Source organism: Petrotoga miotherma DSM 10691, assembly GCF_002895605.1.
GTDB lineage: Bacteria > Thermotogota > Thermotogae > Petrotogales > Petrotogaceae > Petrotoga > Petrotoga miotherma.
Map to the genome: position 1 here is coordinate 14,761 of NZ_AZRM01000016.1, position 21,534 is coordinate 36,294.

22 protein-coding genes and 2 tRNA genes are annotated in these 21,534 nt (G+C 33.7%); 18 read left to right on the forward strand and 6 right to left on the reverse strand.

The genetic code is table 11. The annotated features are described in order from the left end of the window. Positions 1–20: 20 nt before the first annotated feature. The 15 genes from X928_RS03340 (at position 21) to X928_RS03410 (ending at position 13,050) form a co-directional block, all read left to right on the forward strand. Positions 21–2,108 (forward strand): polyribonucleotide nucleotidyltransferase, encoded by a 2,088-nt coding sequence (locus tag X928_RS03340; RefSeq protein ID WP_103078493.1) that lies wholly within the window; start codon positions 21–23, stop codon positions 2,106–2,108. A gap of 430 nt (positions 2,109–2,538) precedes the next feature. After that, positions 2,539–3,768, forward strand: a complete 1,230-nt coding sequence (locus tag X928_RS03345; RefSeq protein ID WP_169926289.1) for a M16 family metallopeptidase — start codon at positions 2,539–2,541, stop codon at positions 3,766–3,768. Between the two features lie 23 nt (positions 3,769–3,791). Next, positions 3,792–4,832, forward strand: a complete 1,041-nt coding sequence (locus X928_RS03350) for an HD-GYP domain-containing protein (protein ID WP_103078495.1) — start codon at positions 3,792–3,794, stop codon at positions 4,830–4,832. Between the two features lie 3 nt (positions 4,833–4,835). Beyond that, positions 4,836–5,252 carry a metal-dependent transcriptional regulator gene (locus X928_RS03355; RefSeq protein WP_169926290.1) on the forward strand — a complete coding sequence of 139 codons (417 nt, stop codon included), beginning with the start codon at positions 4,836–4,838 and terminating at the stop codon, positions 5,250–5,252. Between the two features lie 81 nt (positions 5,253–5,333). After that, a complete protein-coding gene (locus X928_RS10410) occupies positions 5,334–5,522 on the forward strand; it encodes a FeoA family protein (RefSeq protein ID WP_425440352.1) in 189 nt (62 codons plus the stop codon). 28 nt (positions 5,523–5,550) lie between these two features. Further along, positions 5,551–6,363, forward strand: coding sequence for a purine-nucleoside phosphorylase (locus X928_RS03365; RefSeq protein WP_103078498.1), 813 nt, complete (start codon positions 5,551–5,553; stop codon positions 6,361–6,363). A 33-nt stretch (positions 6,364–6,396) separates the two neighbouring features. Further along, positions 6,397–7,404: a DHH family phosphoesterase gene (locus X928_RS03370; protein ID WP_103078499.1), complete on the forward strand. Its 1,008-nt coding sequence runs from the start codon at positions 6,397–6,399 to the stop codon at positions 7,402–7,404. A gap of 15 nt (positions 7,405–7,419) precedes the next feature. Beyond that, positions 7,420–7,842 (forward strand): Na+/H+ antiporter subunit E, encoded by a 423-nt coding sequence (locus X928_RS03375; RefSeq protein ID WP_103078500.1) that lies wholly within the window; start codon positions 7,420–7,422, stop codon positions 7,840–7,842. A gap of 38 nt (positions 7,843–7,880) precedes the next feature. Continuing rightward, positions 7,881–8,096 carry a monovalent cation/H+ antiporter complex subunit F gene (locus X928_RS10415; protein ID WP_425440353.1) on the forward strand — a complete coding sequence of 72 codons (216 nt, stop codon included), beginning with the start codon at positions 7,881–7,883 and terminating at the stop codon, positions 8,094–8,096. Continuing rightward, on the forward strand, positions 8,093–8,377 hold the full coding sequence (locus tag X928_RS03385; protein WP_103078502.1) for a monovalent cation/H(+) antiporter subunit G: 285 nt from the start codon (positions 8,093–8,095) through the stop codon (positions 8,375–8,377). The genes X928_RS10415 and X928_RS03385 overlap by 4 nt, the downstream gene beginning before the upstream one ends. Continuing rightward, positions 8,374–9,159, forward strand: coding sequence for a Na(+)/H(+) antiporter subunit B (locus X928_RS03390; protein WP_103077761.1), 786 nt, complete (start codon positions 8,374–8,376; stop codon positions 9,157–9,159). Before X928_RS03385 ends, X928_RS03390 begins: the two co-directional genes overlap by 4 nt. Next, positions 9,156–9,845 (forward strand): MnhB domain-containing protein, encoded by a 690-nt coding sequence (locus X928_RS03395; RefSeq protein WP_103077760.1) that lies wholly within the window; start codon positions 9,156–9,158, stop codon positions 9,843–9,845. Before X928_RS03390 ends, X928_RS03395 begins: the two co-directional genes overlap by 4 nt. Next, positions 9,842–10,177, forward strand: a complete 336-nt coding sequence (locus X928_RS03400; RefSeq protein WP_103077759.1) for a cation:proton antiporter subunit C — start codon at positions 9,842–9,844, stop codon at positions 10,175–10,177. Before X928_RS03395 ends, X928_RS03400 begins: the two co-directional genes overlap by 4 nt. A gap of 27 nt (positions 10,178–10,204) precedes the next feature. Continuing rightward, complete coding sequence (locus X928_RS03405) at positions 10,205–11,635, forward strand: complex I subunit 5 family protein (protein ID WP_103078504.1); 1,431 nt, start codon at positions 10,205–10,207, stop codon at positions 11,633–11,635. A gap of 104 nt (positions 11,636–11,739) precedes the next feature. After that, positions 11,740–13,050, forward strand: a complete 1,311-nt coding sequence (locus X928_RS03410) for a hypothetical protein (protein ID WP_103078505.1) — start codon at positions 11,740–11,742, stop codon at positions 13,048–13,050. 69 nt (positions 13,051–13,119) lie between these two features. Here X928_RS03410 and X928_RS03415 read toward each other — a convergent pair. After that, positions 13,120–13,209: transfer RNA gene (locus X928_RS03415), tRNA-Leu, on the reverse strand. Between the two features lie 91 nt (positions 13,210–13,300). Here X928_RS03415 and X928_RS03420 point away from each other — a divergent pair. From X928_RS03420 to X928_RS03430, 3 genes are all read left to right on the forward strand, one after another. After that, complete coding sequence (locus tag X928_RS03420; protein ID WP_103078506.1) at positions 13,301–14,602, forward strand: FAD-dependent protein; 1,302 nt, start codon at positions 13,301–13,303, stop codon at positions 14,600–14,602. 120 nt (positions 14,603–14,722) lie between these two features. Beyond that, positions 14,723–16,012: an ISL3 family transposase gene (locus X928_RS03425; RefSeq protein WP_103078531.1), complete on the forward strand. Its 1,290-nt coding sequence runs from the start codon at positions 14,723–14,725 to the stop codon at positions 16,010–16,012. Between the two features lie 141 nt (positions 16,013–16,153). After that, positions 16,154–16,228 (forward strand) — tRNA-Gln (locus X928_RS03430). A 41-nt stretch (positions 16,229–16,269) separates the two neighbouring features. Here the strand turns inward: X928_RS03430 and X928_RS03435 are convergent. The 5 genes from X928_RS03435 to X928_RS03455 form a co-directional block, all read right to left on the reverse strand. Continuing rightward, positions 16,270–18,273 (reverse strand): peptidylprolyl isomerase, encoded by a 2,004-nt coding sequence (locus tag X928_RS03435; RefSeq protein ID WP_103078507.1) that lies wholly within the window; start codon positions 18,271–18,273, stop codon positions 16,270–16,272. Positions 18,274–18,423: 150 nt separating this feature from the next. Then, a complete protein-coding gene (locus tag X928_RS03440; protein ID WP_169926292.1) occupies positions 18,424–19,404 on the reverse strand; it encodes a thiamine pyrophosphate-dependent enzyme in 981 nt (326 codons plus the stop codon). 13 nt (positions 19,405–19,417) lie between these two features. After that, entirely contained in the window at positions 19,418–20,587 is a 1,170-nt protein-coding gene (porA, locus tag X928_RS03445) for a pyruvate ferredoxin oxidoreductase (RefSeq protein ID WP_103078509.1), read from the reverse strand. Between the two features lie 26 nt (positions 20,588–20,613). Beyond that, entirely contained in the window at positions 20,614–20,916 is a 303-nt protein-coding gene (locus X928_RS03450) for a 4Fe-4S binding protein (protein WP_103078510.1), read from the reverse strand. Further along, the gene (locus X928_RS03455) at positions 20,909–21,484 is read right to left on the reverse strand and encodes a 2-oxoacid:acceptor oxidoreductase family protein (RefSeq protein ID WP_103078511.1); all 576 of its coding nucleotides are present in this window, start codon (positions 21,482–21,484) and stop codon (positions 20,909–20,911) included. Before X928_RS03455 ends, X928_RS03450 begins: the two co-directional genes overlap by 8 nt. Between the last annotated feature and the right edge of the window lie 50 nt (positions 21,485–21,534).

A 21,534-nucleotide genomic window follows, 5' to 3' on the forward strand; every position in this document is an offset into this window, starting at 1 on the left:
TTTATAATGGAGGTGTGAGAATGAAAGTATTGGAAAAAGAACTGTTTGGGAGAAAATTACGTATTGAACACGGCAAAGTTGCCAAACAGTCTCTTGGCTCAGTGATGCTGACTTTTAACGAGTCAACCATATTAGTTACAACAGACGCTTCGGAAGATGCTGTAAAAGGCCAGGATTTTTTCCCATTAACCGTAGAATTTCAGGAAAAATTCTATGCAGTTGGGAAAATTCCGGGAGGATTCATAAAAAGGGAAGGAAAGCCAAGTGATGAAGCTATATTAGCTGCAAGACTTATCGATAGACCGATTAGACCTTTGTTCCCAGAAGATTTCTTCAACGAGGTTCAAGTAATAACTACGGTATTTTCAATGTTGAATGACGACAGCATAGAAACATGGGGTATAACAGGTGCTTCATTAGCCTTGAATCTTTCACCTATCCCATTTGATGGTATCGTCGCAGGAGTGAGAATAGGATACGTTGATGGGCAGTTCGTTGCCTTCCCAACTCAAGAGCAACTAAAAAATTCTAGAATCGACATGGTCGTTGCAGGAACAAAAGATGCAGTTACAATGGTAGAAGGTGAATCACTGGAAGTGTCGGAAGAAGAGATGGTCGACGCTCTGATGTTTGCACAGGAAAAGATAAAAGAAATTATATCAATTGAAGAAGAGTTTCTTTCAGAATTTAACATTGAAAAATGGGAAGTTCAAAAAGAAATAATCCCAGGGGAATTTATTGAAGATTACCTCTCACTCATCAACGAAGAAGAGTTAAAAAACGTACTACTTACCAACGGTAAAAAAAACAGGGATAAAGTTATATCAGAGTATAAAAAGAATGTAATGAAAAAATTTGAAGAACAATTCTTGGAAAAATGGAGTGTTGCCTTTTTTGAAGATAAAAAACGATTCTTAGGAAATGCGTTTGAAGAAAAACTTCAAGAATCGATGAGAAAGATGATTATTAACGAGAACAAAAGAGTTGATGGAAGAAATTGTGATGAAATTAGAGACATCACCTGTGAAGTGGGACTGATACCAAGAGTGCACGGTTCTGCTCTTTTTACTAGAGGGGAAACGCAATCTCTCGGAACTGTTACATTAGGTGCCCCTTTGGATGTTCAAGTTATTGATACCATATTCAGCGACGAAGAAAAGAGGTTCATGCTCCATTATAATTTTCCGCCTTTCTCAACTGGTGAAGTAAAAAGGCTCAGAGGAGTCAGCAGAAGAGAAATTGGCCACGGACATTTGGCAGAAAGGGCACATAAAAACCTTATCCCAAACGATGAGGAGTTCCCTTACACTATTAGAGTCGTTTCGGATATTTTAGAATCTAACGGTTCCTCATCGATGGCTAGCGTATGTTCCGCTTCTTTGGCCTTAATGGATGCAGGTGTACCTATCCTGAAACATGTGGCAGGTATTGCCATGGGTTTGATCTTTGAAAACGATAATTTCGTAGTTTTAACAGATATTTTAGGGATGGAGGATCATCTCGGAGACATGGATTTTAAAGTGGCAGGAACTAGAGAGGGTATAACTGCTTTTCAAATGGATGTTAAAACTAGTCAAGTTAATAAGGAAGTTCTTCAAAAGGCATTAGAAAGAGCAAAGATAGCAAGGTTAAGGATTTTGGATAAGATGTATGACACTATCCCCCAACCGCGCAAAGAACTGTCTTCATACGTCCCAATAATGAAAGTGTTTAAAATACCCGTTTCAAAAATAGGAGAAGTAATCGGACCCGGAGGAAAAAATATTAAAGAGATCAGCGAACTATACAATGTTGAAGTTTACATAGAAGATGATGGAAAAGTTAAAATAACCGGCCATGATGCAAGTAAAGTTGATGAAGCTATTAAGCATATTCAAAATTCAATCGCAGAAGTAGAAAAAGGTGGAATTTTTGAAGGCACAGTAAAAAGGGTCGAAAAATACGGCATATTTGTCGAAGTGTTACCAGGCAAGGTTGGAATGTTGCATGTATCCAATTTGAAAGACAAACTTCAGACTTTTAAAATTGGTGATAAGGTTAAAGTCGAGGTAATGAAGGTTGAAGACCAAGGAAAATTCCAATTAAAACAATTAAAAGAAGGAAATTAACAAATCAAACGTGCGGCTTTTTAACCGCATGTTTTTATTAATTGTATATAGATATTGTCTTTAGAAGTTCTAAAACTTATATACAGCGCCCCTTTGCCCCGCTCCCTACCCACAAGGATAAAAGAGTTCTTGCACTTTTGCCTCGTTCCTCTCCTCATTTTATTCCTAAAATGTCTGACAATTTTATTACTTATTTTATAATCAAAAATCAGAGCAAATTTTATAGCCCCTTTCGAAGATCTTACTTAGAATAATTATCAACCCAATTGTTTGTATGATATTTTAGATATAATTGATAATGTTATGGTATAATTAAATATAGTAAATTTTCTGTTTTTCCAAACAAAATATTTAAGGAAAAATGATTTTAAACGTTATCAATAAGGTTCTTAGGGACGGAGTCCCTAAGCGTATGGAGGTAAAACCCACTTTGTATACTCATAAAATATTAGACAATGGTTTAGATGTAATTCTTATCAACAGGGATTCTATGATGAGTGCGTCCGTACTTTTTTGTGTGAAAGTAGGTTCCTCACAGGAGGTAAAAGAAAATGCAGGATTATCTCATCTCATTGAACATGTTTCTTTTCGAGCAACTAAAAGAAAAAATACCTTCGAAATAAAACAACCAATAGAAGAAGTAGGGGGCGTCTTAAATGCCTTTACTTCAAAGAATTTCACAGTTTTTTTTGCAAAGATACCTTCTCTAAAATTGAATGAAACACTAGAAATCATGTCAGAGATCCTTTATGAACCTTTATTCAAAGAAGACGACATAGAAAAGGAAAAAAGTATAATATTAGAAGAAATCTCTTCATATGAAGATGAACCCATAAACATTGTATTTGAAAACTTGTACAAAAATGTATACGATGACAACTTTTCAAGACCTATAATGGGATACAAAGATACCGTTATGAATATAAAGAAAACAACAATAGAAGAGTTCCACAACAAATACTATCAACCGGAAAATACAGTAGTCATAATATCAGGAAAGTTCGATGAGGATTCAGTATTGAAACAACTCAACCGAATAAAAAGTATTGCAAATTTGAACTCTTATAAAAATAGCATTGCCAGTCCTTCTATAGTTGATAAAGAAATCTTCATCAAAAAATTCAAAAATGATTTAGCTAGCAATTATTTAGTTCAAGGTTTTAAAGCACCTCCTAAATTAGATAAGTCATATTACTCTACACTAGTACTCAATACCTTTCTGGGAAGTGGAATGAGTTCTCTCTTATTTTCGAAAATTAGAGAAGAAGAAGGTTTGGCTTACGAAGTCACATCTGATTATGAAACTTATCCAAAAGCTGGTTTGCTATTATTTTATGCCGCAACAACAGATAAAAACTTGGAAAAACTACTCGGAAAAATACAGGAAGTTGTAGAAGATCTCAAGAATAATAAAGAAATCGAAAAATGGTTCGATTACGGAAAGAAGAGATTAATCGGCAAATTGACTTTAGAGGTAGAAAACAATTTATCTATGGCTTTAAATGTTTTAGATTTATACATAAATTATGGTAAAATCATTACAATAGAAGAATTTATAAAAAATATAGAAAAGGTTGAAATTGATAAAGTTATTGAAACGGCAAACAATATTTTTTCTAATAATAAATATGTTTCAATACTTTCACCGAACAATCAATAAAATCCGGAAGGCGGGTGTTCTTTATGAAAAAAATCCCATTTTATGAATTAAAACCCGGTCAAATAGTTGCAGAAGATGTTTTTAAAGAATCCACATTATTAATTCCAAAAGGTACTGTTTTAAAATCAAGTGACATTAAAAGATTGAGAAGCCACGGCATAAAGATCGTAAATGTTTACGATGAAAATGATTTTATTGAAAAAAAGATCGAAGAAAAAATCTCCATAGAGTTTGAAAATATTCCCCCTATTGTAGAAGAGGAAACATATAATGAATGGCATCAACATTTCGAATTTGTAAAAGATATAACGTATTTAAAAGACGATCCTTCAGAATTGGATTCCCTTGCAGAAGATATTTATAAGAAATTTTTAAAAACTGAAGACGTCGTTCTAAATTTATTCCACGCCATAGGAAATGAAGCTTTAAATTCTCATTCTATAAATACATCCATTATTGCCTCTATAATTGCTTCAAAATTGAATATGCCGGATGTATTCTTCGACTCCTTGGTAAAAACGTGTTTACTCCATGATATTGGATACAGCTTGATAGGAAAAAGAGTGATATTTGATTATATAGACCTAGAAGATGTAACGGTCAGATCTCACATTGTTTCTGCTTATGAAACATTAAAAAATATTCAAAAAAATATAGGAAAAGAAATTGTAGATGCTATCTCTACCCACCACGAACGCTACGACGGAACAGGTATTTTTATGAGATTAAAAGAGAACGCTATAAGTCCTTTGGTAAGAATATTACAAATAGGAGATGCCTACGATTCTTACATAGAAATAGGGAATTCCCCATACGATGCGATGAGTTTTCTCTTAAGATATTCAGGATTAATTTTTGACCCGTATTATGTAAGTATTTTCTTTTCAATAGTTGGGTTGTACCCAACAGGAAGCCAAGTTATTTTAAACAACGGCAAGAAGGCTACAGTTATCAAGAAGGGGAAAACTTCATCTTTTCCAATAGTGGAATGTGATGGGGAAACGATTGAAACGGGAATGGAAACCGGCTTGTTCATCAGAGAAGTACTGAAAAAAGGAGAGTAAATGTTGGCTGAGAATATCTCGGAAAGTCTTGAAAATTATTTGAGGGCGATTTATATTTTACACATTGATGGAAAAATACCAAGAGTAAGAGATATTTCGCGAATATTGTCTGTAAAAGATGCTTCCTCAGTTGAAGCCATTAGAAAACTAGAAAAATATGGTTATGTTAAACATGAACGGTACGGTTATGTAAAACTTACGGAAAAAGGTTTGCTTAATGCTGAAAAGGTTTATAGAAGATACATAATTCTCATAGATTTTTTTGTAAACGTGTTAGGACTTTCAAAAGAAGAAGCATACACCTTATCTTGCGGTATTGAACATCACATGAATGATAATTTTTATATTTCTTTAGATGGATTAATGCTATTCCTTAAAAGAAACCCAATAGAATTAACTGAAGCGAAGAAGTTTATTTAAAATTACAGAAAGAAAATGCCTCATGACTTCAAAACTTCTCTTTGGGATTTAAATGTATCAGAATCTGCAAAAATATAAGATATTTCAGGAGATTCTACGTTAAGAAAAAACATAATGGACAAAGGGATATATCCTGGTTTAACTCTAAAAGTAATTAAAAAAAACGATGACATCATCGAAATTTTGGTTAATGAAAAAGTAATCAACCTTACGTCGCATGAATCAAAGCATATAATAATAGGAAATCAAAATAAAAGTTTAACTCTTTAAATTTATATTTTGTTCTAAGGAGGTACTTATGACCACCAAAATCGATAAAGCTTCTCAATTCATTAAAGAAAACATAGAAATAAAACCAATTTTAGGATTAATATTAGGTTCTGGCCTTGGATACATTGCGGACCAAGTAGAAAATCCAAAGGTAATCGAATACAAAGACATTCCTTTTTTTCCACAATCAACTGTAGTAGGACATGAAGGATCTTTAGTAATAGGCACCATAGAGGGTATCCCGGTCATAATATTAAAAGGACGATTTCATGCTTATGAAGGAATTGAACTAAAAGATATTGTTTTCCCTATTTATGTGATGAAGAATTTAGGCGTTAAAGGATTAATAATAAAGAATGCAGCTGGGGGAATAAACAGAACATTTTCTCCAGGTGATATAGTGGTAGATGTCGATTTCATCAATTTTACATTCAAAAATCCTTTACGGGGCCCTAATTTAGAGGAGTTTGGTCCAAGATTCCCTTCTTTAGTTGAACCTGTTGACAAAAAGTGGGTAAAAAACGTTATAGAAAAATGTAAAAAAGATAATATAGAACTAAAACAGGGGACTTATTTATGGACTTTGGGTCCATCTTATGAAACCCCTTCTGAAATTAGAATGTTTGATAAGTATGAAGCAGACCTTGTGGGCATGTCAACCTTACCAGAAGTGATGGCTGCGAATCATGTTGATTTAAAAGTTATTTCATTTTCCGCTGTTACGAATATGGCTGCTGGCATTCTCCCACAACCTCTAAGACATGAAGAAGTACTTAGAATAACTGAAAAAATAAAGGGAAAGTTTGAAAAGGTTGTATACAACGCTATTAAATTATTTTAATGAAAACCATCAAAAAAGAACGGAGGAAAAAAGTTGTCTGAAAATCTAAAAGAGATCGTAGAAGAAATAAGTAAGAATGATAATGTTTTGATAGTAGGGCATATACTCCCAGATGGAGATGATGTGAGTAGTTTAGTATCGATGACTTTAGGATTAGAAAAATTAGGAAAAAATGTGACTGCAGTGATCGACGATGAAATCCCCGAATATCTTTTACAATTTCCTTGGGTTAAATCGAAGATCAAAAAGTTTGAAGATGTTGAAAAAATAATTTATAAGAACTTCGATATCATGGTAATTTTAGACTGCTCATCACCGGATAGAATAGGAAAATTTGAAAAATATTTAAATGCTTTTCATGTCCTTTTGATAGATCATCACGTAACAAATACACATTTTGGAAATTTGAATTGGGTAGACCCCACGATGGCTTCAACTGCTCAAATGGTTTATAGAATATTAACCTCTTTAAATGTTGAATACGACAAAGAACTGGCTACAATGAATTTGTTAGGAATAGCAACCGATACCGGCTTCTTTAAATATCAAAATGCCGACGTTTTAGTTTTCAAAGATGTCACTGAATTGATTGAAAAAGGAGCAAATATTAGTGATATTTCTAATACCATATTGGATAACATACCATTAGAACAGATCTATTTGTACAAAGATGTCATTTCCAATCTTAAACTTGCCTTAAATGGTCAAATTGCTTATTCTTTATTATCCCTGGATATGCTCTCTAAATACAACGTTTTACCAAAAGACTCTCCTTCATTTGTAGAAAACCTTCGATCCATAAGAGGCGTTGAGATCGCCATTGTATTTCAAGAATATGAAAAAGGTTCCTATCATGTTTCATTAAGATCCAAAAAGTGGGCAGATGTATCAAAGATAGCTCTCAATTATGGTGGAGGCGGTCATCCCCGAGCGGCTGGATTTTCAATTGAAACAAACGATATAAAACAAACAATGGAAGAAATTGTCTATTACATATCCAAAACAATAGGAAATCCCAGTCGTAACTTAGCCTATCAATAAGGCACGGGAGTTTTTATGGCTTACATCTTTTTATTTATAATTTGGAGTGTTTTAATCAACGACTTTTCAGATCTTTCGTTAATTTTAGGAACTTTTGTTGTTATCATCACAATTAGAATTACCAACTTATTTTTTAAAAATACTACTTATGGGACTATACAAATATTGGTATATAGTTTGGGTAGCCTTTTAAAAATGTACAAAAATACATTTTCTTTTTTACCTTTGATACTCTTAAAAAGGTACTCGGGTTTATCTCATATAGACGTTAAAGGAAAATCTGATTTTGAAAAAGCTGCAATAGCAAATTCCATCTCATTGACCCCTAAAACACTTGTTTTATATGAAGAAGATGATAAGTTAATAGTCCATAAAGTTTCTTCAAATCCTGAAGAGGCACATATAGTGGATAATGTTTGGAAGGATGATATAATTTGATGCATATACTAGAAATTTTTATCCTTTTATCCCTTTTTATGATTTTGATTAGGCTGATATTGACAAAATCAAAATGGGAAAAGGTACTTTCCTATTCTTCGTTCTCTTCAAAAGCGGTCATCCTGATGTTAGTTTTTTCTCTTGTTTCGGATCAATCTTTTCTTCTAGACGTTATAATTATTTTCTTAATTCTTAACATCTGGGGTGTTTTGATAATCTCAGCGTACATGGAAAGAGGGGGTAATAAAAGATGATCGCCAACATTTTAATGGGAATGGGAATAATATTTCTGTTTGCGGGAACCTTAGGATTGTTTACGATGGAGGATTTCTATTCTAAAATTCAAGCAATTGGGATAGCAGATACAGTAGGAATAATCTCCGTTATAATCTCACTGATGCTAAAATATCCAGAAAACATGGCTAGATTACTCATATTATCTATCATTATTCTAGTTTTGAATCCAGCAATCTCCTCAATAATTGCCTATCACGCTGCAAAGTCTGGCGAAAAGGTGGGCAGAAAAATCAAGTGAACTATTCTATAATTTTTTTGTTTTTAAGTTTGATCGTTCTTTCATTATACATATTATCACAAAAAAGCTATATTAACGTGATCATCGGTTACGGAGTTTTTTCTGTAGCCACTTCTGTACTATTTTTTCTTCTGAATGCTCCGGATGTAGCTTTTGTTGAAATAACTATTGGTGCCGCTTTTGTTATTTTTATATATCTAATTGCCATAAAAAAGACTGCCGAGGTTAAGGTCTACTACATCGAAACACCTTATATGATAGAGGAAAAAGAAGGAAATTTATACGGATTTGAATACGAACTGATCAAAGAATTTTTGGAAAGAAAAGGATTGGATGCCGATTTTATAAAAGTAAACACCAAAGATCTTGAAGATCCTATAGATAACATAAACGACCATGGAGAAATTCTGGCTGGAGGAATAATTTTAGAAGATAATAATTATGAAAACATAATACCTTCCAACGGTATATTATTATCAAAATTATACGCTGTTGGTCAACCTAATAAAACTTGTTTAGGAATTTTTACGACGAACTTAAAATCACAAAGCTTTGAAGATTTGGATGATGATTTCATAATAGATGCGGTAAGATTCCGAAAAATAGTGATGGGAGGAGAAACGCTACTGTCCAAAAAAATAGAAATTATTAAAGATACTAGTTACAGGATAATTTTTTATAAAAGGGATAAATCTTTAGCAAGGGACTTCAACAAATTTTTGGAAGAAATAAAAAGTGACACCGTATACTATGAAAACCTTGTCAGGAGGTATATAGGTTGAAAAAGTACATTGTTTTAACCTTGACAATCATAATTTTCTTCGTTCTTGGATTAAATTTAAAAGTTGGAGATATGAAAAGTTTCTATGAATCTTCTGAAATCCTTACCGAAAATGGATCGATTAATATGGTTTCTGCTATTGTTCTTGATTATAGGATATACGACACCTTTTTTGAAATATTAGTTTTTACGGTGGTAATCATTGGTATTTCCGAATTTATAGGGAAAATTCCAACGGTTGCTTCCGACGACCAACAGATAATATACGATACACCAATCATAAAGGTTATAACTCCAATAATTTTTCAAATAATAGTCTTAATCTCTCTTTATATTGCGATAACCGGGCATATAGCCCCTGGTGGTGGATTTGCTGCAGGTACTATTCTAGGAACAGGTTTTCTTGCTGTTTCCCTGGTTAGACCAACGGATGAAATAGAAAACTTGTTTGTAAAATCTAAAATCGAGAAGCTAAAAATGTTGGTTCCTTTATTCATAATAATATACGGTTTATTAGGATATACTTGGGGAGATACAATTTTTTCTAATTTCCATCTAAATGGATATCCCGGGGAGCTGGCTAGTGGAGGGTCTGCCATTTTACTAAACTTTTTAATTTATTTCGAGGTTTTTGGTGGATCATGGACTATTCTGTATAGATTTTTAAAACATAAGGGGTTATTATGAATATTTTCTATATCCTGACCTTATCAATAATACTTATTGGCTTATTTGGAATTATCGTAAAGAAAGATCTTATCTTAATATTTATTAACCTCGGGGTATTCCAAGGGGGAATAGTTCTTTTTTTTGTTCTTTTAGCCTATGATGCAAATTCACCTATCATCAGCACACATCTACAAAGTTACGCAGACCCACTCATACATTCTTTTCTACTTACCGTTATAGTAATTGGATTTGCAAATTTGGCATTAATGTTAGTTTTTGCAATGATATTATCTTCCAAATTCAAGACCCTTGAGGTTGACGAAATTGAAAAGAAAGTCAAGAAAAAATAAAAAATCTCATAAGAACAGGAGCAAAACATGATTCTACTTGTATCTTTAATACCAATATCTTTCGGCATACTGACTTATATTTTTAAAAGAAAAACCACCATACTGGTGACAATTTCGTATATACTAACTTTCTTATTTCTTGCTATTTTTCAAGAAGGTTCATTTGTAATAGGAAACTATTCCGCACTTAAAGGTATCGAATTCACCTTTGACTTTACTATTAAGTTCTTACTTATTTTATTCAATGTTTTCTCTTTAATAACCTTTTTTAGAATCTATAAAAATTATGATCATGTGTTTTTCTCACTTTGGCTTCTATTGACAGGAAGTGTAAACGGTTTCTTTATGAGTAGAGATTTTTTCAACATATACGTTCATTTGGAGCTCGCCTCTATATTAACCTTTCTTTTATTATCATACGATAAGAATGAAATAAGAATATGGGCAGCTTTGAAGTACATGATGATGAGCTTAGTAGCCTTAAATTTCTATTTGATAGGGGTAGGAATTCTTTATTCAAATTCAGGTACCTTGAATCTAAATTACAACCTTTTAAATGGAATTAATACCTTTGCTTTCAGTTTTATCCTAACAGGGTTGTTAACTAAAGGCGGACTATTTTTTCTTTCTGGATGGTTACCCGATGCCCACACGGAGGCTGTAAAAGGAATCTCTCCTATATTATCAGGTATGATCGTTAAACTTCCTTTATTTATAATTTATTTACTCACACCATCTTTACCCAATGAACTTAAAAATTTTCTGTACTATTTCGCAGTTATAACTGCTATTTTGGCATCCATATTTACGTTGCTACAATACGATATCAAAAAATTTATGGCTTATTCTACAATGACTCAGATGAGTTATGGGCTGATGGTTATTCTACTCCAACCTTCTCTTTTCCCATATTTTATAGTTTTTCATATGTTCACCAAAGGATTTTTATTCATGATAGCCGAAGATATATACGAGAAAAACGGTACAAAAAATCTAAAAGAACTACAAGATTCACAAATATCCTTAGATACATTTTTTTTGCTTTTTTTCTTGCTCATGAACCTAGGAGGATTGTTCCCCTTTAGCCTTTATATCTTCAAGGATAATTTATCTTTATCCTATTTTTTAGAGATAAACATTTTTATCTTCGGAATGTACTTTTATAAATTATTAAGCACCTTTAAAGTGAAGAAGAAAAAATTTGAATACAAGTACTGGTATATGTTCTTCTTCGCAATTTTAAACGTTGTATATATAACTTATTATTTTGCAACCATCACTTCTAACTTATCTATTTTAAAAATTTTGACTGGATATTTGCTGTTTGCTGCAGGGATTCTATCGTTCTTATTGTTAAGAAAAAAGGTAGCCTTACCTTCAATAGACATATACAGTTTTGAGAACAGTTTTATCTATCAAATATCATTTTTATTGTTTGCTTTGCTAATGGAAATGTAGACAAAAGTTTTCAAATATTTTGGGAATTTATGGTAAAATAATAAAGATAATATCAAAAAATAAATCAAAGGAGGTAATGTGCGTATTATCGCACGATGTAAATTATGAAAAAATTCTTATTTTCTTTTTTATTACTGATTTTCATTTTTAGTATCACAATTTTTCCTCAAGACGTTTTAAAATTAGTACCTTCAGATTCAAAAGCGGTAGTCTTAATAAATGATTTAGAAGGCACATACACGGATTTAAAAACCGTACCAACTATGAAAACTTTATTGTTAGAACCATTTAACGCCGAACTAATGATTTCCAACTTTGCTCAAATGTATTTTAACGCTTTAAAGATAGATTACGAAAGTTTTCTAAGTAATCTCAATGTTGACCTTTCGATTTTCGTTCAAGAACCCAAAGAAAATAATTATATTTTCGGTTTTTCCGTTGGTCCTTTAGAAAATCCCCAAACCTTTGCCTCAGATTTGGATAAGCTATTAGAACCCTTGAAAGATTACGGAATTTCTTTTATCCCTATCTATCAAACTATTGAAAATAAAAATTATCTTGTCATGGTTCAAAATAAAGAGGTATATTCTTCTTCTGAAAAAGGGGCTACTGATTTTGAAGAAATTCTTCCCGCAAAAAAGGGGTTATATTACAGAATAAACACCTCTGATTATCAAGGAGAAGGCTATTTTTACGTTAAAGATGGATTCTTAATAGGTGGAGGAAACGGAACTGCAGAAACAGAATTTATCGATAAAAACTTTGTAAAAGGGCCTCAAGAATATCCCTTCCTGGGTAGTATATTTTTTACCTCTGGTTTAATCCCAAAAGATTTAACAAATTACGCCGATTTCATAAATATAATAGTAGATTACAAAATCGTGGAAAATTTAATATCTCTTTCTCAAGGAGTAGAGGCTAACGTTGATTTAACTACGAGCAACGGTGCAATGCCGACAATTTCTAATGCAAGTAATGCAAGCTATTTAAAATTGAAAACTGACGCTAAAATAGACGAAATTATACCTATTTTGAATGAAAATAATATAAAATACAAAAAGACCAGCGAAAACATGATGGAATTTTATATAGAATCTGAGATTACAAATCAAAACGATGAAACAGAAATTTTAACTAATACTTTTTATGTTTGGAAAGACGAATACTTGATGCTTTCACAAATGAAACCAGATGAGCTTCAAAAACTTCTGAATGATAAACCAAAGCTTTCAGAGAATGAATTGTTCCAAAAATTAAGTGAACGAATTGGAACCGGGGATGTTACTTACGCCTTTGTGGATTTAACCCCTATTTTTCAAAACTATGTGCCGAATTTGAAAGGCCAATATGGCTTGTTACTAAATGTGAGTTCAATAGAAGAAAATAAGTTAAAAATTGATTTCATTCTGCAATGAAGAACCTCACTGGAAATGCGATGAGGTTACAAAAAAAGATTAAAGGGCATGCGTAGGCATGCCCTTTATTGGTGCCGAGGGCGGGAGTTGAACCCGCACGGGGTTCTCCACCCCAACGGATTTTGAGTCCGTCGCGTCTGCCAATTCCGCCACCTCGGCAATTCAAAGTTATTATACTATATTTATAGACTCTTGTCAATAGAAATTGAACCTTTGTAGGCTAGCGAATGATTTAACGGGAGGGAGTTTTATGAAAAAAATGGCTATTATAGGTTTTGGCGCAGCATCTATCGGTTTCCTAAAAGGACTGCAAGAAGAGAAAAAGATAAATCACTACAATATTGATATTTATGAAAAAGGAGATAATTTAGAAGGTGCGGGATTCGGCGGTTTGAAATACGATGGAAAATTATTCATTTCAAAAGAAATGGGTGGAGACTTAGTTATCCCTTTGAATATTCAAAAGAAAGTTGTGGAATATTATCTCACAAAATCTGGTTTAGCAAAGTTAGATAAGGATAAAAAATTAGAACTGTCGAATAAATTAGAAAAAGGAGAATCTTTTGAAAACGAAGAGCTATATAAAAAGTTCTATGATGCCGATTTTGAACCCGTAAGATCTCACTTTTTTCATCTGGGTACAGAACTACTAATAGAAACCGTAAAAAACATTTTTGAAGAATTTTCAAAATTTAATAACATTAATTTTATATTTGGTGAAGAAGTTATTAAAGTTATTCCTGGTCCAGAGGTTGTTGTAGTAACAAGTAATGGTACTGAAAAAGCCTATGACAAGGTTGCTGTTGCCGTTGGCAGAAGAGGTCACAAATTAGTATCGGATATGGTCAAAGATCACCCGGATTTAGTCTTATCAAATGATAAGGTTGATCTTGGTGTCAGATTTGAACTTCCTAATCATATAGTGGACTACCTAAACAAAGAGATGTACGAATTCAAAATTAGGCTAAAAACCAAAACCGGCTATATTGTGAGAACTTTTTGCAACAATCCTGGCGGAGAGGTTACTTTGGAGAGTTACGATGACTTTTTAACGGTTAATGGACATGCTAACACTAACAAAAAGACTACCAACACTAATTTTGCAATTTTGGTTACTCATTCATTCACTCAGCCTTTCAACGACCCTGTAGGTTATGGTTCTTATATCGCAAAGCTTTCCAATATCCTTGCTGGTGGAGACAAGGTTATACTTCAATGTTACGAAGATTTTAAAGGTTCAAAAAGGACGAAAAAATTAGGGCGAGTCGAACCAACATTAGATCCTAAACACTTTATTTTGGGAGATTTGAATCTAGCTCTCCCCAGACGTACTATCGAATCAATAATTGATTTTTTGGAACGATTAGAAACAGTCGTAAGAGGGGTTACTTACCCCGATAATCTTTTATATGGAGCAGAGGTTAAATTTTATGCAAATAAGATAAACAATGATTTCTTTGGAAACGTAAAAATAATTGGAGACTGTAGCGGATGGACCCGTTCGATAACTTATGCTACAAGTCATGGATACCTAATCGCAAAAGAGTTTTAAACGGCTGTAGGCTGTATAATAAAAATGGTTGATGAGATACTTGACAAAAGGGGTAAAAAAAAGATATCACTCCTCATAGAACAAAAAACAAAAAATAAAAAGAGAGAGAGGAGTGATATCTTGAGCAATAAAATTATAGCACAAATACTGGGTATTGACAAAGGGTTTAAGTTAAAAGAGAGAAAAGATTTGAAAAAAGATGGAGAGATTTATTTTGAAGTGAGATATTCGAAAAAGGTAGGGATACCAGAATGTCCGTATAAATGTAAAGGATGTAAAGACAAGCGAGAATACATAGTACGTAACGGTAAAGCAAAAGAAAGGATTATCAAAGCCGGCAAAGTTGGAACACAAAGAATATATCTGATACACAGACCACAAAGATACATGTGTAAAAAAACAGGGAAAAGCTTCAGAAATGAGAAGATAAGTTATAGATGGCAAAGAATAACAAGAGCAGAGACAGAAAACCTTGTAAAGAATTTGCGTAAGATGAGCATATCGGCAATCGCGAAAGAGCACGGTGTAAGTGTGAGAACTGTGAGTAATTTATTAGATTCGATTGAAGTAAAGGTAGATTGGACGAAATTTCAAGATATGGAAGATATAAAGTTAGGGATAGATGAACACTCATTTAGAGGGTTTAAGATGGTGACGACGATAGTAGAATTGAACACATCAAACACGATAGCGATATTAAAATCAGACAAAAAAGAAGAGTTGAAAGGATTTTTAAATAAAATACCGTATAAAATAAAACAAAAGATAACAGAAGCGGCTATCGATATGAGAGCCTCTTTTAAGAATGCAGTCAAAGAAGAATTACTTGGAGTGAAAGTAGTAGCGGACCATTTTCATGTAGTAAAAGACGCACAGAAAAAGCTAAGAGAAAGTATAAAAATAGAAGAAGAAGTAACGAATAACAATACAAAGATACCTGTAAAATTGTTCTTTTTGAATGGAAAGAAATTATTAAAAGAGAAGAAAAAGGTAAAGAAATTATACAAAACATTGAAGGAACATCCATATCTAAAAGAGTATTATAGATACCTACTAATGTTGAAATGGATGTATAAAGCAGAAACGTATGAAGAAGGGAAAAGAAGATTACACATATTGATAGGGAAGATGGAAGAAAGTGAAGATCCTCAGGTATGGAGATGGGCCAAAACATATATAAGGTGGGAAAAAGAAATACTCCAATATTTCGTTAATAGAACAACGACGGCTAAAGTAGAAGGACGTCATACGCACATAAAATTAATAAAAAGAATAAGTTTTGGATTCAAGGAAGTTTTGAGATATACCAAAAAAGTTCTATTAGGAGTGATGCCAGAAAGATTCATAAAACTACCAAATTTCATCACAGAAGGAACAACATATTGTAAACAGTTATCCTTTCTGAGCTGAAATTACTTAACAAAAAAATCGCTGTATTACCTTTTTCATCATCTCTTCAGTCTATTCTATCAACCATATTTGACAAGGAGCCACGGCTGTATTGACAAAATAATGTTGATATGTTATAATGATTTTTGTGGACTTAGTTAATGGGACGTAGCCAAGCGGCAAGGCGACGGACTTTGACTCCGTTATTCGTAGGTTCGAATCCTACCGTCCCAGCCAAAAAAAGGGAGGTATAACCTCCCTTTTTTATTACGTTTCTATCATTGGATATTCGACGGAGTTGCAACTTGAGATGTATCTGTAGAAGTATTAGAGGTATTATTAGCTTCTTCTATTTCTTTTTGTACACTTTCTATCATACTATCAATATTAGTATAATAGTTAGGATCGATCTTTTTTATTGTTTCCAAATAAGACAATTTAATTTCCTTTAACCCTAATAAATCAGTTAAATCTAATCCAACATCCAATGCTTCTAATTTTGTATCGGTTGCTGCCTGGGTAGCATCTACAACTGTTTGAACATTTACCAAGATTTCAGTGATCTGTTGTTGAAAATATGAAAATAAATATTGGGATCCTAAATAAGAGGCGTATTGTTTTAACTGATCCAACTGTAACTTCGAATAGCTAACCTTTACTTTTGGATCTTGAGGGTTCAACTGATAATAAAGTTGAACTACTGTGTTAGAAGAAGGATACTGTGCATAAAGATCGGCTAATACCTTTTTTAACTTTTCAGTGTAATCTTGTGATTTAGTTTGTAATTCTGCTCTCATAACGCTTGCATCTTCTGTAGTACTTACTCCCAAAGCCTCAAGGGATTCTTTGGAACTTAAATAACTTTTAGCATCTTGATATTTCGATATTTCACTCGATAAAGAAGTACTTTCATCCGTAGTTGATTGAGCGTTCAATTCTTCGAGTTTGTTATTTATAGCATCCAAACCTAGTGAAACAATAGCTGGATCCACAAATTCAGATAAGCTAAGATATTGATTTATGGAAGTAGTTTGCTCATTATATAACCCCATTAGCTGGCTTACAACCATCGTATATACAGCTAAATAATCCGAATCAACTTCCATTGAAATTTCATTACCTTCGAACACAATACTTTCTAATTCTTTCGCTAATTCTTCTAATCTTTCTACATCTGTACCCGCTTTCGTTAACTCGTACATATACATCAATTTTGTATCGTAATAATTCCTTCCAAAGTTTTCACTTTCTTTATAATTAGACAACCAATTATCATACTTTTGACCTTGAACTGTGCTTTCTACTTCAGCATATACATCATCATACAAAAATATATCTTCGGGTTTTTCAAATATTTTCCTATCAAGTACTCTTATCAAATGGAAACCCTCCGACGTTTGTACAGGTCCAATAATTTCACCAACTTGTCCATTAAATGCTGCATCTTCAAAACTTTTTTCATACTGCCCGTGTTTTATCCATCCAATCTCTCCAGAATTAGTAGCATTAGAAGTATCCTTTGAATACAAAGAAGCGGCATCTTCAAAAGTTATCTCACCTGTTTCAATCTTTTCCTTGATGCTATTGGCGGTTGCCTCATCTGAAAAAAGTATATGCTGTACTCTAACTTCTTCATAATCATTCTTTATACTTTCGAAGTTTTGTTCGATATAAGCTAAAGCATCTTCTCTGGAAGTTGGTGCCACTGCGTCTTTAACCGCACTATTTATCAAATCGGTCTCCACTGTTTGTTGTAAACTGGAAATTAAAATATTTCGAATATTTTGTTCACTACCATAATATTGAAGCATATTATCCCAATTTGATTCATCAGATTTGTATTGAGATATATATTGATCGACTTGTGTATTTACCTGATTATTCACTTCTTCTTTAGAAGGCAACAGATCGTTTTGCTCCGCATAATATCTTACAATTTTTTCGTCAAAGAGTAAATCTACCACTTGATTATCAAGTGTTAAATAATCAAAAATAGGATCCAACTGTTGACCGTAATACTGTTGATAGATCTGTGCTTGCTGTTGAGTTATATTATCTACTTCACTCTTCATTATCCAATAGGGATAATCTAAATCTATGCCGTCTTTAGTGATAACTAAAACAGAGTCTTCTTTCCTCAGTGTGTCTCTATTTTGTGAAGTGGTCGCAGGGTTTCGAGATGATACATAAGTTGCCACAGACCACCAAACTATACCTGCTAAAAAACCTGCTATAACTATTATAGTGATCAGTCTTTCGTGCTTTTTAAACCAATTATTCATTCACTAATGCCTCCTAAACTCTTAAAATTTTACTGTCTTTAGCAACGAACTGCATTTGATTTTAATTTTACCACATTTTTTTGAATTTCCCCAATGTTTAATCTTTTATTATTGAAAAAAGGGGATATATTAATATCCCCTTTAAAGTCTCTATATTTTTGTTCTAATAGGTTTATCTTTAGAAATTTCCTCCAAAGCCAACAATCTATCCCATTTAGCGTCGACATAATTTTGAAGTTCTTCCAATATTTCGTTAGCATCCGGCCTTTTCATAAGCTTGCTGTATCTTCCTAATTTGGTTATGTAATCTTTTACTGGTTTGAATGTTTTAGGCTTCTTAGTAACTTTGTAAACGCCCATATTGTATTCCCATAATGGCCAATACTTTGTTTCAACAGCTAATTTAGTTACTTCTGGACCTGAATCGTCAGGAATTCTCCAAAATCTTACACATGGTGCCAACATAGCAATGAAAGAAGGCCCTTTGAACTCTAATGCTGCTTGCATCTTTCTCATAAAATCCCAAGGTTCGGCAGTTGCTGCGGTTGCAGCATAAACGCCTTCATGACCAGCTACTATATCAACTATACTCTTTTTCAATTGTAACTTCCCTGATATAGCCTTACCGACGGGAGCGGTAGTTGAATCGGCACCTGGAGGGGTAGATCCAGATCTTTGGTTACCTGTGTTCATGTACCCTTCGTTATCATACAAGATGTAAACAAAATCGTGTCCTCTTTCTATTGCTCCAGATAATGATTGTAACCCTATATCGTAAGTGCCACCATCACCAGCAAATGCGATAAATTTTATCTTATCGTTGTCTATTTTTCCTCTGTTTAAGAGGGATCTATAAGCAGCTTCAGCCCCGGATATTGTAGCTGCAACATTTTCAAAGGCGTTGTGTATATAAGGCACATTCCAAGAAGTAAACGGGTATATTGTGGAAGAAACTTCCAAACAACCTGTGGCGGCTGCCACTACAGGTTCATAACCCATACTTTTTGCAGCCAAAGTAGCCCAATTTGCAACCATCGGAGCATTACAACCCGGACACAATCTATGGCCTTGTGTAAAACCCCAATCATGTGTTTCAACGTATCCTACTATATCTCTAATATTAGGCACAATTATTCACCTCCGATTATTCTCTTAAACCCAAGTATCTTTGTTCATCAGCTATAAGATTACCTTGAAGAGCATCTTCAAATGCTTCTCTTATCATTTCAGGGGTTGTGTCTCTTCCTCCTAAACCATAAATATAAGAACCTAAAGAAGGCCGAGAAGCAACCTCGTACAAAGAAGATTTTACTAAGGAATACAAAGGGGCTTCTTTCCCAAAAGACATTGCTCTATCTAAAACAACTACACCCTTTCTTCCATTTAAAACTTGCTGAAATTCTTTCTTAGGGAAAGGAGTAAAGACTTGAGGTTTCACCAATCCAACCTTATGTCCTTCTTCTCTAAGTTGGTCTACAACATACTTTGCTGTAGATGCAGTAGAATTCAGAACAACCATTAAATAATCAGCATCATCTACTTTGTACAAATCTAGAAAATCGTATCTTCTCCCAGATATCTTTTCGAATTCCTCGAATACTCCAGGAAGCTCTTTGTAGGCATTTTTCATAGCTTCCTCTTGTTGACGATGATGTTCAAAGTAATAATCAAAAAGATCCAATGGACCATAAGTAACAGGATTTTTTGTGTTTAAAAGAGAATATTTAGGGTTCCAACTTCCCACAAACTCCCTTACCACTTCATCATCTAACATCTCGAAGCTCTCGACTCCATGAGAAGTAATGAAACCATCCAAATTCACCATCGCTGGTAACAATACATTCTCTTTTTCCGCCAATTTGGTAGCCATTATTGTAAAATCATAGGCTTCTTGATGGTTTTCAGTGAAGAACTGGATCCATCCAGAATCTCTTACCATCATGGCATCGGAATGATCACAGTGTATATTGATGGGTCCGGATAATGCCCTATTCACAATAGGCATTACTATGGGAAGTCTGTAAGAAGCCGCTATATATACTATTTCTGACATTAAGGCTAACCCATTTGCAGCTGTGGCTGTCATAGTTCTGGCCCCAGATGCCGCGGAACCTACCACTGCACTCATAGCCGAGTGTTCAGATTCCACAGGAACCATCACAGTATCTACAATGCCATCGGATACGAATCCTGCATAATATTCAACAATTGGTGTTTGAGGAGTTATTGGATAAGCTGCCACCACGTCAGGATTAATCTGCCTCATAGCGTGTGCAACAGCAGCAGCTCCAGTAACCGTTAATTTTACGGGCATATATTTTAACCTCCTTCACATTTTCGTTAAATAAATTCTGATTCAGATTTCATTTCTATTGCGTTAACTGGACATACAGCTGCACAAACACCGCAGCCCTTACAATAGTCCAAATTCACTTCTCCCAATTTCATCTTTTTACCATCAAGCCCACCACCTATAGCCATATCGGGACAATAAAGCCAACATTGCATACAGTTAGTACATTTTTCTCTATCTATTATAGGTCTTTGAATCCTCCATTCACCTGTTTTGTATTCCCTTGCAGTAGCAGGTTTATCAATTACACCACCAATAGGGATATCTTTCCATCCTTTCAAATCACTCACTAAGTTTCACCTCCTGGTACCCTCTCTCCAGTGCTCTAATATTGGCTCTTACCACTTCATCAGAGAACTTTTTGGAGAAAGCAGCCTTGATTTTTTCTTTAACGGCATCTAAAGGTACTATATCGGTAGCTCTTATCAAAGCTCCTATCATAACAGTGTTAGGTATACCCCTTTTTATTTCTTCCAATGCTATGTTCGTAGCAGGTATTACACCGGTTTTTCCTTTATACCCCGTTAAATTTCTTACCTCTTCGATGCTTCTAGTTGTGTTGACTAACAACAATTTATCCTCAGCCAAACCAGATGTTACTTCTGAATTTTTTAAAAGTGTGTCGTCTATAACAACTACCACATCGGGAGTCTCTATGTTACTTTTAATTCTAATAGGAACATCCGCAACCCTGTTAAAAGCTTTCATCGGAGCACCGGATCTTTCTGCTCCATATTCTGGAAATGAACTTGAATACTTCCCAGCTTCTTCTGCAGCTTCTGTTAAAAATTGAGAAGCACTTTTCGCGCCTTGTCCTGCTCTTGCATGCCACCTTATCTCAAAATATTTTTCTGGCAAGGTTCTTATCCTCCCTTCAAGTAATAATTTTCAATAAATTAGTTTGTTCT

Bases quoted from the DNA above. Each gene is read 5' to 3' on its own strand.
- X928_RS10415 (WP_425440353.1), top strand. From the start codon at position 7,881: ATGATTTTGATTAGGCTGATATTGACAAAATCAAAATGGGAAAAGGTA.
- X928_RS03350 (WP_103078495.1), top strand. From the start codon at position 3,792: ATGAAAAAAATCCCATTTTATGAATTAAAACCCGGTCAAATAGTTGCA.
- X928_RS03400 (WP_103077759.1), top strand. From the start codon at position 9,842: ATGAATATTTTCTATATCCTGACCTTATCAATAATACTTATTGGCTTA.
- porA (WP_103078509.1), bottom strand. From the start codon at position 20,587: ATGCCCGTAAAATTAACGGTTACTGGAGCTGCTGCTGTTGCACACGCT.
- X928_RS03375 (WP_103078500.1), top strand. From the start codon at position 7,420: ATGGCTTACATCTTTTTATTTATAATTTGGAGTGTTTTAATCAACGAC.
- X928_RS03365 (WP_103078498.1), top strand. From the start codon at position 5,551: ATGACCACCAAAATCGATAAAGCTTCTCAATTCATTAAAGAAAACATA.
- X928_RS03410 (WP_103078505.1), top strand. From the start codon at position 11,740: ATGAAAAAATTCTTATTTTCTTTTTTATTACTGATTTTCATTTTTAGT.
- X928_RS03435 (WP_103078507.1), bottom strand. From the start codon at position 18,273: ATGAATAATTGGTTTAAAAAGCACGAAAGACTGATCACTATAATAGTT.
- X928_RS03420 (WP_103078506.1), top strand. From the start codon at position 13,301: ATGAAAAAAATGGCTATTATAGGTTTTGGCGCAGCATCTATCGGTTTC.
- X928_RS03340 (WP_103078493.1), top strand. From the start codon at position 21: ATGAAAGTATTGGAAAAAGAACTGTTTGGGAGAAAATTACGTATTGAA.
- X928_RS03405 (WP_103078504.1), top strand. From the start codon at position 10,205: ATGATTCTACTTGTATCTTTAATACCAATATCTTTCGGCATACTGACT.
- X928_RS03385 (WP_103078502.1), top strand. From the start codon at position 8,093: ATGATCGCCAACATTTTAATGGGAATGGGAATAATATTTCTGTTTGCG.